At 67.8% G+C, this 14,264-nt stretch carries 14 protein-coding genes; 8 read left to right on the top strand and 6 right to left on the bottom strand.

The window, feature by feature from the left end:
- Positions 1-60 precede the first annotated feature (60 nt).
- Genes ABQE44_RS15260 through ABQE44_RS15240 form a run of 5 tightly spaced genes read left to right on the top strand, consistent with a single transcriptional unit; the run spans position 61 to position 5,350 of the window.
- Positions 61-1,254: a hypothetical protein gene (locus ABQE44_RS15260; RefSeq protein ID WP_448430667.1), complete on the top strand. Its 1,194-nt coding sequence runs from the start codon at positions 61-63 to the stop codon at positions 1,252-1,254.
- Position 1,255: 1 nt separating this feature from the next.
- Positions 1,256-1,912, top strand: coding sequence for a DUF4129 domain-containing protein (locus ABQE44_RS15255; protein ID WP_448430665.1), 657 nt, complete (start codon positions 1,256-1,258; stop codon positions 1,910-1,912).
- Positions 1,909-3,057 carry a DUF4350 domain-containing protein gene (locus ABQE44_RS15250; protein ID WP_448430663.1) on the top strand — a complete coding sequence of 383 codons (1,149 nt, stop codon included), beginning with the start codon at positions 1,909-1,911 and terminating at the stop codon, positions 3,055-3,057. Before ABQE44_RS15255 ends, ABQE44_RS15250 begins: the two co-directional genes overlap by 4 nt.
- On the top strand, positions 3,054-4,028 hold the full coding sequence (locus ABQE44_RS15245) for an AAA family ATPase (RefSeq protein WP_448391884.1): 975 nt from the start codon (positions 3,054-3,056) through the stop codon (positions 4,026-4,028). The genes ABQE44_RS15250 and ABQE44_RS15245 overlap by 4 nt, the downstream gene beginning before the upstream one ends.
- A complete protein-coding gene (locus tag ABQE44_RS15240; RefSeq protein WP_448391883.1) occupies positions 4,028-5,350 on the top strand; it encodes a DUF58 domain-containing protein in 1,323 nt (440 codons plus the stop codon). Before ABQE44_RS15245 ends, ABQE44_RS15240 begins: the two co-directional genes overlap by 1 nt.
- A gap of 86 nt (positions 5,351-5,436) precedes the next feature.
- Here the strand turns inward: ABQE44_RS15240 and ABQE44_RS15235 are convergent, their stop codons facing one another.
- Positions 5,437-6,429, bottom strand: coding sequence for a stage II sporulation protein M (locus tag ABQE44_RS15235; protein WP_448391882.1), 993 nt, complete (start codon positions 6,427-6,429; stop codon positions 5,437-5,439).
- Positions 6,430-6,457: 28 nt separating this feature from the next.
- Here ABQE44_RS15235 and ABQE44_RS15230 point away from each other — a divergent pair, with 28 nt between their 5' ends.
- On the top strand, positions 6,458-7,309 hold the full coding sequence (locus tag ABQE44_RS15230; RefSeq protein ID WP_448430661.1) for an RDD family protein: 852 nt from the start codon (positions 6,458-6,460) through the stop codon (positions 7,307-7,309).
- A 13-nt stretch (positions 7,310-7,322) separates the two neighbouring features.
- Here the strand turns inward: ABQE44_RS15230 and ABQE44_RS15225 are convergent, their stop codons facing one another.
- Complete coding sequence (locus ABQE44_RS15225; protein ID WP_448391880.1) at positions 7,323-8,648, bottom strand: carotenoid oxygenase family protein; 1,326 nt, start codon at positions 8,646-8,648, stop codon at positions 7,323-7,325.
- 79 nt (positions 8,649-8,727) lie between these two features.
- Between ABQE44_RS15225 and ABQE44_RS15220 the strand changes: the two genes are divergently transcribed.
- On the top strand, positions 8,728-9,267 hold the full coding sequence (locus ABQE44_RS15220) for a PadR family transcriptional regulator (protein WP_448391879.1): 540 nt from the start codon (positions 8,728-8,730) through the stop codon (positions 9,265-9,267).
- 193 nt (positions 9,268-9,460) lie between these two features.
- On the opposite strand, the gene glpK is transcribed toward ABQE44_RS15220, so the two are convergent.
- Positions 9,461-10,993, bottom strand: a complete 1,533-nt coding sequence (gene glpK, locus ABQE44_RS15215) for a glycerol kinase GlpK (protein ID WP_448430659.1) — start codon at positions 10,991-10,993, stop codon at positions 9,461-9,463.
- 51 nt (positions 10,994-11,044) lie between these two features.
- Between glpK and ABQE44_RS15210 the strand changes: the two genes are divergently transcribed.
- Complete coding sequence (locus ABQE44_RS15210) at positions 11,045-11,815, top strand: class I SAM-dependent methyltransferase (protein WP_448430657.1); 771 nt, start codon at positions 11,045-11,047, stop codon at positions 11,813-11,815.
- A 138-nt stretch (positions 11,816-11,953) separates the two neighbouring features.
- On the opposite strand, the gene ABQE44_RS15205 is transcribed toward ABQE44_RS15210, so the two are convergent.
- The 3 genes from ABQE44_RS15205 to ABQE44_RS15195 all read right to left on the bottom strand — a co-directional run bounded on the left by ABQE44_RS15205 (position 11,954) and on the right by ABQE44_RS15195 (position 14,184).
- Positions 11,954-13,108: an acyltransferase family protein gene (locus ABQE44_RS15205; RefSeq protein WP_448391876.1), complete on the bottom strand. Its 1,155-nt coding sequence runs from the start codon at positions 13,106-13,108 to the stop codon at positions 11,954-11,956.
- 30 nt (positions 13,109-13,138) lie between these two features.
- Positions 13,139-13,282 (bottom strand): hypothetical protein, encoded by a 144-nt coding sequence (locus ABQE44_RS15200; protein ID WP_448391875.1) that lies wholly within the window; start codon positions 13,280-13,282, stop codon positions 13,139-13,141.
- Between the two features lie 98 nt (positions 13,283-13,380).
- A complete protein-coding gene (locus ABQE44_RS15195; protein ID WP_448391874.1) occupies positions 13,381-14,184 on the bottom strand; it encodes an MBL fold metallo-hydrolase in 804 nt (267 codons plus the stop codon).
- Positions 14,185-14,264 lie beyond the last annotated feature (80 nt).

The raw sequence follows: 14,264 nt of genomic DNA, 5'->3' as shown, positions 1-14,264 counted from the left end.
GGGTCCGGCGCACCCCCGACCACGTTGTCAATTTGCGTCGCGGCCGACAGGATGGTGGCCATGAGTACCGACGCCGGTGGGTTCGCCACGCCTGGGCCGCCGACGCCGGGTTACCCACCCGCCGGGTATCCGCCGCCGGGTTATCCCGCGCCGCCGGGCTACCCGCCCCCGGGCTACCCGCCGCAGGGTTATGGTGGGCCGCCCGGATATCCGCCACCGGGTTACGGGGCACCGGGTTATGGTCCGCCGGGTTATGGTCCGCCGGGTTATGGTCCGCCGCCGCTCAAACCCGGCGTCATCCCGCTGCGGCCCCTGACCCTGGCCGACATCTTCAACGGCGCCATCACCTACATCCGGGCCAACCCCAAGGCCACTCTGGGTCTGACCACCGTGGTGGTGGTGATCACCCAACTGCTCGCCCTGGTGTTGTCGGTGGGTCCGCTTGCCATCGCGGGGCAACTCGATCCGACCCTCAGCGGCGAAGAGGTGTCCACGGACGTGCTGCTCGGCTCGTCTTTGTCGAGCGTCGCCGGCGGCGTCGCCACCGGGCTGTCGGCGATCCTGCTGAGCGGTCTGCTCACCGTCGTCGTCGGCCGCGCGGTGTTCGGCGCAGGGATCACGATCGGCCAAGCGTGGCAACGTCTTCGGGGGCGGCTGTGGGCGTTGATCGGCTTCTCGCTGCTCGAAGTGCTTGGCGCGGTCCTGTTGGTCGCCGCGGTGGTCGGGCTCATCGTGTGGATCGGCTACGCGGCTGGCGGTGCGGCAGCGGTGGTGCTGGCCGTCCCGCTGGTGTTCGCCCTGATCGCGGTGCTGATCTATCTCGGCACCATGCTGACCTTCGTACCGCCGATCATCGTGTTGGAGCGCCACGGCATCGTCGCGGCCGTGCTGCGGTCGTTCCGGTTGGTCAAACCGAACTTCTGGCGGGTGTTCGGCATCCGGTTGCTGGCCGCCATCGTCGCGCAGATGATCGCTGTCGCGGTGTCGGTCCCGTTCAGTATCGGTGGCCAAATGCTCGTCATGGCTGCGTCATCTACGGTCATGGCGCTGGTGGCGCTGGCTGTGCTGTCCGTCGGCAGCGCGATCGGCCAGATCATCACCGCGCCGTTCAGCGCCGGTGTGGTGGTGCTGCAGTACACCGACAGCCGAATCCGCACCGAGGCTTTCGACCTGGTGTTGCAGACCGGCGCCGGATACGGCCCCGGCGCCCCGCCCGAGTCGACCGACCATCTGTGGCTGACCGGCCAGAGCTGACGTGCCGACCATAGACATCGACCGCGATGCTGCCCACGAAGCTGCGGAACGCGAGCTGGCAAAGCCGATCTACCCCAAGGCATCTCTGACCGACCGGCTCGGTGACTGGTTCAACGATCTGCTGTACCGGTTGTTCAACGAGGCCGCGTCGGTACCGGGTGGCTGGCTGACGATCACCGTCCTCGCGGTGCTGGTCGCGGTGGCGTTGATCGTCGCGGTGCGGGTACTTCGACGCACCATGCGCACCGCCCGGGGAGGCGAGTACGCACTGCTTTCCGACCGTGATCTGAGCGCGGCCCAACATCGACTCTCCGCGGAACAGGCTGCCATGACACAGGATTGGGCTGCGGCCATCCGCCACCGGTTACGCGCCGTCGCGCGCCAACTGGAAGAGTCGGCGGTCCTCGAACCCGTTCCCGGCCGCACGGCCACCGAACTCGCCCGCGACGCGGGGCGCGCGCTGCCGAACCTCATCGATGAACTGCAAGCCGCCGCAACCGCTTTCAACGACGTCACCTACGGTGAGCGGCCGGGAAGCGAGGCGGCCTACCGGCAGGTTGTGGATCTCGATGACCAGCTCAGCCGCATCCAGCCGACGACCGACTCCGCCGGCACGGCCACGCCGGTATCGACCGGCGGCTGGGCGGAGGTGCGATGACGGCCGACACCGAGACCGCGGTGGCGCCGACGGTGCGCCAGCGGTTGCGCAGCGCCCGCTGGGTGGTGGTTGCGCTGATCGTCATCAGCGGTGTTGCGCTGCTGACCACGTACCTGACCACACCGACACCGGGCGCCCGGATGGACCCGGCCTCCACATCGGCCGACGGCGCGCGGGCCCTGGTCAGCCTGGTTCGTGACCGCGGTGTCGAGGTTGTCGAGGCATCCGATATCGCCGCGGTCGAAGCCGCTGCCAGGCCCGACACCTTGGTGGTGGTGGTTCAGACCTATTTCCTCATCGACGAGGAGATCATGCACCGGTTGGCCGCTCTTCCCGGTGATCGTCTTGTGGTGCAACCGATATCGCGCACCCGTGAGATTCTGGCGCCCGAGGTCAAGCGCAGCGGAACCACGGACTACGGCAATGATGCGCCGGGCTGCGACCTGCGGGAGGCCACCCGCGCCGGGTCAGTGCAGTTCGGCATGAGCGATGCCTTCGAGGCGGCCGGTGACATTGCGGTGACCCGGTGCTACGGCGGCGCGTTGGTGCGTTACACCGCTGACGGACGCGACATCACCGTCGTCAGCACCGCCGACTTCATGACCAACTCGGAACTGCTCAAGGAGGGCAACGCCGCGTTGGCGATGAACCTCGTCGGCACCAATCCTCGGGTGATCTGGTACGCGCCGCAGCAAACCGAAGGCGAATCAGACGGGGCGGCATCGCTTTTCGATATGATCCCCGACCGGGTGAATTGGATCGTCTGGCAACTGTGCCTGGTCGTTTTGCTGCTCGCGATTTGGCGCGGCCGGCGCATCGGGCCGTTGGTCGCCGAGAAGCTGCCCGTGGTGGTGCGCGCGTCGGAGACCGTCGAGGGCCGCGGTCGGCTGTACCGGTCCACGCGCTCACGCGACCGCGCCGCCGAAGCGTTGCGGACGGCCGCCGTGCAGCGGATGTCGCCGCGGCTGGGCCTCGGGCCCGGCGCTGACCAGACCGCCGTCGTGCAATCGGTGTCCGAACGGTGCGGGCAGCCACCGCAAACGGTGGCCTACTCGCTGTTCGGCCCGGCGCCGGCCGACGACACCCAATTGGTAAACCTCGCCCGTGAACTCGACAACATCGAAAGGCAGGTCGCACAGTCGTGACTCAGCCAGCTGGCCCGACAGCCGCATCGGAACAGGCGCGAAACGCGTTGCTGGAACTGCGCACAGAGATCGCCAAAGCCGTCGTCGGGCAAGATGCCGTCGTCAGCGGCTTGGTGATCGCGCTGCTGTGCCGCGGGCACGTGCTGCTCGAAGGCGTACCCGGCGTGGCCAAGACGCTGTTGGTGCGCACGTTGGCGTCGGCGTTGCAGCTCGACTTCAAACGCGTCCAGTTCACCCCGGACTTGATGCCCGGTGACGTCACCGGATCCCTGGTCTACGACGCCCGCACCGCGGAGTTCGAGTTCCACAAGGGGCCGGTGTTCACCAACTTGTTGCTGGCCGACGAGATCAACCGGACCCCGCCCAAGACCCAGGCCGCTCTGCTGGAGGCCATGGAGGAACGTCAGGTCAGCGTCGAGGGCGAGGCGCGGCCGCTGCCCGATCCGTTCATCGTCGCGGCCACACAGAACCCCATCGAATACGAGGGCACCTATCAGTTGCCCGAAGCCCAACTCGATCGGTTCCTGCTCAAGCTCAACGTTCCGCTGCCCGGCCGTGAGCAGGAGATCTCGATCCTGGACCGGCACGCCCGCGGTTTCGATCCCCGCGACCTGTCGGCGGTGCGACCGGTCGCCGGGGCCGCCGATCTGCGTGCCGGGCGCGAAGCGGTGCAGCAGGTGCTGGTGGCCGACGAGGTGCTCGGCTACATCGTCGACATCGCCGCGGCCACACGGCATTCGCCATCGCTTCAGCTCGGGGTGTCGCCGCGCGGTGCGACGGCGTTGTTGGCGACCGCCCGGTCGTGGGCGTGGTTGTCGGGGCGGAACTACGTGACGCCCGATGACGTCAAGGCGATGTCCCGGTCGACGTTGCGGCACCGGATCCAGCTGCGCCCGGAGGCTGAACTCGAGGGCGCGACCCCCGATGGTGTGCTGGACGGCATCCTGGCGGCCGTGCCGGTACCGCGCTAGTGGTTCTCACCGGCCGAGCCGGCCTGGTCGCGCTCTTCTTCGTGCTGCCGATCGCGGTATCGCCCTGGCCAGCAGCTACTTTCGTGTTGCTGCTGGCGGTACTCGTCGCGGCGGTGGGCGCCGATGTCGGGTTGGCTGCGAGCCCGCGTGGGCTGCGATTCGAACGGTCCGGGGATACGGCGGCGCGGTTGGGCCAGTCGGTGGACGCCACCTTGCTGGTCGAAAACCTCAGCGGCCGTCGGCTGCGCGGGGCGGTCCGCGACGCGTGGCCGCCGAGCGGGCGGGCGCACCCCCGCACTCATCCGGTCGATATTGCTGCGGGACAGCGGGTTCGGGTTTCGACGACGCTGTCTCCGGTGCGCCGCGGCGACCAGCGTTCGGATTTGGTCACGGCGCGTTCGGTCGGGCCGCTGGGGTTGGCGGGCAGGCAGAGTTCGCACCGGGTGCCGTGGGAGATCCGGATACTGCCGCCGTTTTTGTCGCGCAAACATCTGCCGTCGCGGTTGGCCCGGCTGCGCGAGTTGGAAGGTAATACGCCGGTGCTGATCCGCGGCCAGGGCACCGAGTTCGACTCGCTGCGTGAGTATGTCATCGGCGACGACGTCCGCTCGATCGACTGGCGCGCCACCGCCCGCCGCGGCGACGTGGTGGTACGCACCTGGCGCCCGGAACGCGACCAGCGGGTGGTCATCGTGCTCGACACCGGACGCACGTCGGCCGGTCGCGTCGGGGTGGACCCGACCGCCAATGACCCTGCGGGCTGGCCGCGGCTGGACTGGTTCATGGATGCCGCGCTTCTGCTGGCGGCGTTGGCGTCGCGGGCCGGTGACCACGTCGACTTCCTGGCCCACGACCGGGTGACCCGCGCCGGAGTGTTCAACGCGTCGCGCACCGAACTGCTCGCCCAGCTGGTCGAGGCGATGGCGCCCCTGGAGCCGGCCCTGGTCGAATCCGACGCCCGGGCAATGGTTTCCGCGGTGCAGCGCCGCGTTCGCCGCCGCGCCTTCGTGGTGTTGCTGACCGACCTCAACGCATCGGCGCTCGACGAGGGCTTGATGGGCATCCTGCCGCAGCTGTCGGCCAAGCACGAGGTGCTGCTCGCCTCCGTGGCCGACCCCCGGGTGGAGAAGCTGGCGGACGGGCGCGCCGACGCCGCGCAGGTCTACGACGCGGCCGCGGCCGAACGGTCCCGCAACGCCAGGCGGTCGATCGCCGCCCGACTGCGGCGCACGGGCGTCGACGTCGTCGACGCGCCGCCCGAAGATCTCGCACCGGCGCTGGCCGACCACTATCTGGCGATGAAGGCCGCCGGCCGGCTGTAGCCCGGTTGGCGGCGAGCAGGCGCAGACGGTTGCGATGCGTCGCCAAATGACACGCTTCTGTGTCTGTTCCCGGAGGGAACGGGACCCTAGCGGATGGGCACGACGTCGGGCGCGTCCTCGAGGTCTCCGGTCTCACCGGCCCGCTCCGCCTTGCGGCCGAAGTGCACGATGTAGGCGAGGAACGCGACTTCGACGGCCACCCCGATCGCGATGCGGGCGAACGTCGGCAGCGGCGACGGCGTCACCACCGCCTCGACCACACCGGCGACCAGGAATACCGCGACCAGACCGACCGCCGCGGCCCCGACGGCGCGGCCCTGTTCGGCCAGTACCTGCGACCGCGGCCGGTTGCCCGGCGCCACCACCGACCACCCCAGCCGCATCCCGACGGCGGCCGCCAGGAACACCGCGGTCAACTCGATCAACCCGTGCGGTGTGATGAGGCCGAGGAAGATGTCGCCCTTGCCCGCGCCGAACATCAGACCCGCGCCGATCCCCAGATTGGCAGCGTTCTGAAACAGGATGTAGGGAATCGGTATGCCGAGCAGGACAGCAAATGCTATGCACTGCACGGCAATCCACGCGTTGTTCACCCACACTTGCAGCGCGAACGAGCCAGCGGGGTTCTCGCTGTAGTACGACGCGAAGTCGTTGTTGACCAGCTGCTCGATTTCGCTGGGCGTTCCGATGGTGGCCCGCACTTCGGGGCTGCCGGCCACCCAGATGGCGATCACCGCAGCGACGATCAAGAAGGCCACCGCGCTGGCCAGCCACCAGCGCCACGACCGGTATGCCACCACCGGGAACGACACCGTCCAGAACCGCGCGAACTCCCGCCACAGCGGCGCGTGCGCCCCGGTCACCACCGACCGAGCCCGCGCCACCAGCCCAGACAGCCGCCCGATGAGCACCGCATCGTTGGACGCGGTGCGCACCATCGACAGATGGGTCGACACCCGCTGGTAGAGGTCGACCAGCTCGTCGACCTCGGCACCGGTCAGCTTCCGCCGCCGCTTGACCAGCTGCTCGAGCCGGGCCCACGTCGGGCGGTGCGTCTGGACGAACGCGTCGACATCCACACCCGCGAATCCTAGTAGCGTTGCCGTTATGGTCGGCCAGCAACAACCCGCCGTCGTCACCGGTGACGCCGTGGTCCTGGATGTTCAGATCGCCCAGCTACCCGTTCGCGTCGCGTCGGCCCTCATCGATCTGACCGTGGTGTTGATCTTCTACATCACCGGGGTGGTGTTGTGGGCGACCACGCTGGACCAGTTCGACCCGGCGTTGTCGGGCGCGGTGCTGATCATCTTCACCGTGCTCGCCCTGGTGGGCTACCCGCTGGTCTGGGAGACGACGACGCGCGGTCGGTCGCTGGGCAAGTTAGTGATGGGACTGCGGGTGGTGTCCGAGGACGGCGGCCCGGAACGCTTTCGCCAAGCGCTGTTTCGCGCGTTGGCCGGGGTGATCGAAATCTGGATGCTCACCGGCGGGCCAGCGGTGATCTGTAGCCTGTTGTCGCCCAAGGGGAAGCGGATCGGTGACATCTTCGCCGGCACCGTGGTGATCAGCGAGCGCGCACCGCGGCTGGCGCCGCCGCCGATGATGCCACCGCAACTGGCATGGTGGGCGTCGTCGCTGCAGCTGTCCGGACTACGTCCCGAGCAGGCTGAGCTGGCACGCCAATTCCTCAGTCGCGCATCGCAGTTGAACTCAACCGTGCGCGACCAGATGGCCTACCGGATCGCCGGTGAGGTCGTCGCGCAGATTTCGCCGCCACCGCCGCCCGGCACTCCTCCGCAGCTGGTGCTGGCTGCGGTGCTGGCCGAACGGCATCGTCGTGAGCTCGCCAGGCTGCAGCCAACCGCTGCCGCCGCGCAACCGCCATGGCCGGGCTCCGGACCGCCAGCACCGCCGCCGCCGCCGTCGTCATCGCCGGGCGGGCTGACCCCGCCCGGCTAGCGCCCCGCGAACGTCAGGCGCTGATCCAGTTTCCGTGAAACCCGAACGGAACCCGCTGCGGCATCTGGATCCTCGCCACGGGCGAGCCTGCGAACTCGGATGCGTCGATGATGACCAGGTCGCTGCCGTCGCGCGCCGGATCGTAGACGTAGGCGAGGTACCAACCGCTGCTCTCGTCGGCGGGCCCCGACGTCGACGGCACGAACACCGCCTCACCGGGCACACCGGGTGAGGCGGCGGTGCCGAACGCGTGCTCGACGGCGTCACCGGTGCTCAGGTCATAGCGCACCAGCCGGTTGTCGCCGACGGAGACCGAGTACCGGGCGGGCAGCGTGGCCAGCCGGTCGTCGATGCGGGGGAACTCCACCGCGCGGTCGTCGAGTTGGCGCTCGGTGACGACGCCGGTCGACAGGTCGACGGTCCAGTTCCACAACACGGCTTCAGCGTCGAATCCGCCGCTGCCGCGCCATAATTCGGGATAGCGCGCCGCAGCCAACTCGATCCGGTCACCGGTGTCATAGGCGTTGGCGACGTGGAATACGTAGCAGGGGTCGATGTCGAACCACCGCACCTCACCGAACGGGTCGTCGCGGCGCAGCACCCCGAAGCGGGCACCGTAGTCGTCGTTCCAGCGGTAGGGCATATCGGCCTCTGCCTTCAACGCGATGTCGAGGTCGAACACGATCGGCAGATCCAGAAACACCACGTAGTTAGCGGTCAGCGCGAAGTCGTGCATCATCGTCAGCGCCGGCACGTCCAGCGGTCGGTTGACCGCCAACTCACCGTCGGCGTCAACGCGGTGATAGGTGACGTGCGGTGCGAAGATGTTGCCGTAGCCGAAGAAGTGCATCTCCCCGGTGGTCGGGCAGATCTTCGGGTGAGCGGTCATCGAGTCGACCAGCTTGCCGCCAAAATCGTAGGCCCCCAGCGTTTCCAGGTCGTTGCTGATTTCGTAGGGCAGTGACGATTCGACGAGCGCCAGCGTCTTGCCGGCGTGGTTGACCACATGGGTGTTGGCGACGCTGGAGCGCAGGTTGCGGGTGCCGTCGGCGTTGTAGAGCGGAAAGTCGTTCTCGAAGCTCTCGGTACGCACCCAGCGGTTGCGGTACCAGGCCGCGCGGCCGCCTTCGATCCGGACGCCGTGGACCATCCCGTCGCCGACGAACCAGTGCGCGCTGGCCTGCCGTGGGTTGGGTCCGTTGCGCAGATACCAACCGTCGAGTTCGGTCGGGATCGTGCCTTCCACCGGCAGGTCGAATTCGGTGAGTTCATGGGTGACGGGGGCGTAGTTGCCCCGCATGAAGAACTGGTCAGTCGAGGTCTCTGAGGTGTCGGTCATCTGCATCTCCTAACGCGGCGACATGCCGACACTGACATGTCTGTAGTGACATGTCAATAGTGGAGGTATCATCACGTTCGTGAGCCTGCGGATTGCGGCATTGGGACTGCTGGCCCAACGGCCCGGCAGCGGATATGACCTGCTGCGACTCTTCGAAGAGTCGATGGCCAACGTGTGGCCGGCCACCCAGAGCCAGCTGTACGGCGAGCTCAACAAGCTCGCCGGCGCCGGGCTGATCGAGGTCTCCGACATCGGACCGCGCGGGCGCAAGGAGTACCGCATCACCGACGCCGGCCGCGAGGAGTTGCGTCGGTGGGTGACCAACCCGCAGGACGATCCGCCGTTTCGCAGCGCGGGGTTGCTGCGGGTGTTCTTGCTCGGCGAGATACCAATGGACCAGGCCCGCGCACAGTTGACCGCGCTGGCCGAAAACGCGGCCGCCGAGATCAAACGACTCGAGGCGCTTCGCGACTCCGTCGACTGGGGCGACGACGACGGGTCGTTCTATTCGCATGCTGCCCTCGAATACGGCTTGCGCACCCACGAGATGCAAGAGCAGTGGGCGCGGTCGGTGATCGAGGCGTTGGATCGACGCCAAGTCGGCCGTCACGGCCGATGAGGAACAGCAGCAACGCATCTCGACATCGTCAACAACGCCCGCTGCCAGATCTACCGGATCCTCGGCGAGTCGGAATAGCGGAATAAGCCCGGCGGGAGCGGTGTAGGCATGGACCATGCACACCATCCCGCCTGAAATCAGCGACTTGTGTGCGTCTTGTTGCGGTCAGCGCGCGTAAACGCACACAAATCGCTCACTCGACGTCGACCCAGTCCAGCGTGCGTTGTACCGCCTTCTGCCAGCCCGCGTACCCGTCGGCGCGCTGCTGGTCGCTCCATGCGGGCGTCCAGCGCTTGTCCTCGTGCCAGTTGGACCGCAGATCATCGGTGTTCTCCCAGAACCCGACGGCCAACCCAGCGGCGTAGGCGGCGCCCAGCGCCGTCGTCTCGGCGATGACGGGTTTGACGACGTCCACACCGAGCACGTCGGCCTGGATCTGCATGCAGAGATCGTTGGCGGTGACGCCGCCGTCGACCTTGAGCACCTCCATGTGCACGCCGGAGTCGGCTTCCATCGCGTCGACGACATCGCGGCTCTGGTAGCAGATCGCCTCGAGCGTCGCGCGGGCCAGATGGGCGTTGGTGTTGTAGCGCGACAGCCCGACGATCGCGCCGCGTGCGTCCGAACGCCAGTACGGCGCGAACAGTCCCGAGAAGGCGGGCACGAAATACACGCCGCCGTTGTCGGAGACCTGCCGCGCCAGCGCCTCGCTCTGCGCGGCGCCGCTGATGATGCCGAGCTGGTCTCGCAGCCACTGCACCGCTGAACCGGTGACCGCGATCGAACCTTCAAGTGCATAAACGGGTTTGGCTGCGTCCCCGTCTCTGGACGCGAACTGGTAGCACAGCGTGGTGAGCAGCCCGTTCTCCGAGCGCACGATCTTCTCGCCGGTGTTGAGCAGCAGGAAATTACCTGTGCCATAGGTGTTCTTGGCCTCACCGGCTTCGAGGCAGACCTGCCCTACCATCGCGGCCTGCTGGTCGCCGAGGATGCCGGTCAACGGCACCTGGCCGGCGAGCGGGCCGTCGTCGCGGGTGATGCCGAACGACTCCGGACACGACGACGGCCGGATCTGCGGCAGCATCTGCCGCGGAATGCCGAAGAACGACAACAGTTCGTCGTCCCAATCCAGGGTCTCCAGGTTCATCAGCATCGTGCGGCTGGCGTTGGTCACATCGGTGGCGTGTATGCCGCCGCGGGTACCGCCGGTGAGGTTCCACAGCACCCAGGTGTCGGGTGTGCCGAACAACGCGTCGCCGTTCTCGGCGTCGCGACGTACCCCGTCGACGTTGTCGAGGATCCACTGCACCTTGCCGCCGGAGAAGTAGGTGGCGGGCGGCAGGCCCGCCTTGCGCCGGATCACGTCGCCGTGGCCGTCGCGCTCCAGGGCCGAGGCGATGCGATCGGTGCGGGTGTCCTGCCACACGATCGCGTTGTAATACGGCCGCCCGGTTCGCCGGTTCCACACCAGCGCCGTCTCGCGCTGGTTGGTGACGCCCAGCGCGGCCAGGTCGGTGGCCGACAGTTTCGTGTTGTTCAGCGCCGACATGATGACCGCTGCCGTGCGTTCCCAAATCTCGACAGGGTTGTGCTCGACCCAGCCTGACTTGGGCAGGATCTGCTCGTGTTCGAGCTGATGGCGGCCGATCTCGGCGCCGCCGTGGTCGAAAATCATGCACCGGGTGCTGGTGGTGCCCTGGTCGATAGCGGCGACAAAGTCGGCCAACGTCGTGCTCCTCTCACTCCACCTGGTTGAGGACGTCCACAATCGTCCATCATGGTCTACATGACCCGTTCAGTCGCCGACATCGCGCGCATGCCCCGCGGCGGCCCGGACGCGTCGTGTGTGGATCGCCTGCTGCAAACTGACCGCCTGGAATATCTCGACCGCGACACCGTCGGGGACGCCGCGGGCGAAGCGCGCAAACGCGCGGTGATCCGTTCGCTGGAGTGGGTCGGCCAATTCTTCGGCGAGACCGAACATTTCGCGCGTCTGGCGCTCGATGAAGTGGCCGACGTCCCTGACCCAAAGATCCTGGAGCTCGGCGCCGGACACGGTGCGCTGGCCCGTAAATTGCTTGACTGGCACCCCACCGCCGAGCTGACCGTCACCGACGTCGATGCCGCGTCGGTGGTCGCGATGACAACCGGGGATCTGGGCGCGCACCCGCGCGCGTCGGTGCGCCGGTTGGACGCCACCGCCATCGATGCGCCCGACCGCCACTTCGACCTGGCGGTGTTCGCGTTGTCGTTTCATCACCTGTCGCCGCCGCAGGCGTCGCTCGCATTGGCCGAGGGCACCCGGGTGGCCGACAAACTGCTGATCATCGACCTGCCTCGGCCGCCGTCGCCGCTGCACCTGATGCGGCTCGCGGTGATGCTGCCGCTCGCCCCGGTGGTCCCGTTTCTGCACGACGGCGTGATCAGTTCGCTGCGGTCGTACAGCCCGTCGGCGCTACGCGCTCTGGCGACGCATGCCGACCCCGCGATCGACGTAGAACTGCGCGGCGGGCTGCTGAGCTCGCAGGTGGTGATCGTCCGCCGGTGAACGCCTGCGCTCGACGTAGAGGCCGACCACCGCATGCAGGATGTCGTACACCTGCGGATGCGCCGCGATGTAGGTCAACACTGCCCGCCGCACTGTAGTCACAGCTAGGTAATTCCCGGCGCAAGGCGGTTTAAACGGTCACCGTCGGACCCGAGGCCTGGTCAGCCGGTGCAGCAGCCACGCGACCGGGATGGTGAACGCCAGCGTCGCGGCGAACAGCCCCGTCACCGAGCCGGAATAGACCGGCCAGTGCAGCACCGAAACCATCACGATCTCCATCACGACCACGTGCACCAAGAAGATTTCGTAGGAAATCTCGCCCAGCCACACCATCACCCTGCTGCCCAACATCCCCTCATACCAGCCCCGGCGCGGCCCGCTGAGCCCCAGCGGCGCGACCACCAGGGTGGCGATCACCGCGTAGAGCACCACCTTCGCGATGTCCTCACTCAAACCCAATGCGGGGGCGTCGGTTTCACCGGCGATCGGGGTGGCCACGATCAGGTAGGCCACCAGCGCCACCGGCAGCGCCGCCGCGGCGTAGCATCGAACGCCCTTGACCGCCAACACCGCAAGCGCCATCCCGCCGACGAACCAGACTAGGTAGTGCGGCAGCCACAGCCCCGCCCCGTTGGGCAGCCAGTCGGTGGTATGCATCACCAGCAGCCACAGCGGGCTGACGGCACCGAGCACGGCCAGGCCCGCCAACAGCAATCCGGGTCGCCAGTGCCGCCGGCACAGCACCACCAGCAGCAGGTACGCCAGCAGCGGCAGCGCCGCGTAGAACGCCACTTCGACGGCCAAGCTCCACATCTGGGTCAGGCCCTGATGCATGTAGGCGGTCAAGTAGTTGCCACTGTAGATCTGCGTCAGGGTGAGGTTACGGATCAGGCCGTGCCAGGTGTGGCCGGGGTTGGGTGTGATGTCGCGGAACTCGTAGACCAGGTATGCGATCAGCACCGTCACCACGTAGGCCGGCATGATGCGGCGCACCCGGTTGCGGGCATAGCGGGTTACCGACGGTGCGGCAGTGCCCGCCGCGGCGGCGCGCACCCACCCGCCGAACAGCAGAAAGCCCGACAGCACGAAGAAGATCGCGACCCCGATCTCCATGCGCGCGAACACCAGCCCGACGTATCCGCGGTTGTAGGTGCCGGTGCCGTAGGCGGCATGGGTGCCCATGACCAGCAGCGCCGCCACAGCCCGCACGCCGGTGAGCGAGGCGACGCGGTCGACGGCGGCGACCTGCTCCAGCCCGCCCTGGTCGACGTCGTCGGCTGCCGGCCCGCTCACCCGGCCAGTATGCCGCTTACGAGACGACGATCAGTCCCTTGCCAGCACCACCCGTTCGTTCGGCACGCAGTGCGTCATCTTCAGATCCGATACGTCGCGCGGCCCGTTCTTGCCGAGGCTCTGTCGTCGCTGCTCGTCGTCTTCGGAAAGCGTCTGGGATGCAAGTGGTTCCATGTCACGCTGGTCGACCGGCAGCTGCAGGTAATCGGCCCGACCCGGTGGCTGTTTTCGACGGCTTCCCGATTCGGTGCGCGACAAACGCGGCAAGCTCGTCAGATCGTGACGCTCTCCCCGCGGCCCACCTCGATGACCCGCTCGGCGAGCCCGCGTCGCGCCATTTCGGCGAGAAAATCCGAAAGCGGCGAGGCGAACACCCCGTAGTCGTTGAAGTGGATGGGGATCACGCGCGGCAGGTTCAACCGTTCGGTCAGGGCGGTGCCGCGACGGCCGTCCATCGTGACCGTCAACCCGAACGGCAGGTGCCTGCCGAACGGCAGCCGGGTGCCGCCCAGGTGCAGCAACCCGGCGTCGACGTCGGGGAACCGCCGGGGTATCTCGTCGAGTTCTTCGATCACCAGGGTGTCCCCGGAGACGTAGAGCCGCCGGGTCGGCTCACCGGGCGTGCTCGCCTCGATCATCGACCCCATCACCGGGGGCAGCGCCCGGTGGATCGGGGCGGGTCCGTGCCGTCCCGGCAACGACGTCACGGTGACCGTCGTGGCGACCTTGGTGATCGTGTGGCTGTCCCACGTCGCCATCGGCTCTGCGCGCCCGAACCCGCGCCGTACCAGCCGTTTGGCGGCGTGCGGGGTGGTCAGGATCGGCAGCGCGCGGTCCAGTTGCGCCTGCGCGACGCGGTCCCAGTGATCGCCGTGCATATGCGAGAGCACCACCGCGTCCAGCGGCGGCAGCTCGGCGATATCCAGCGCCGGGTCGTACAGCCGCTTGGACAGCAACCCGTATCCGAGGTAGGCGTGTTGGCCGGCGTGCAGGAAGTTGGGATCGGTCAGCAGCGTGACATCGCCTGCGGTGATCAGCGTGGTGGCGTTGCCGATGAAGGTGACGGTGATGTCCACGACCCTGGGCTACCCCGCACGGCGGCGTTCACGCGTGGTTTGTGCTCCGGTTACTTGCGCAAGCGTCACCGACGCTGAAG

Source organism: Mycolicibacterium sp. XJ2546, assembly GCF_053483195.1.
This window is presented reverse-complemented; position numbering and strand designations above follow the sequence as displayed.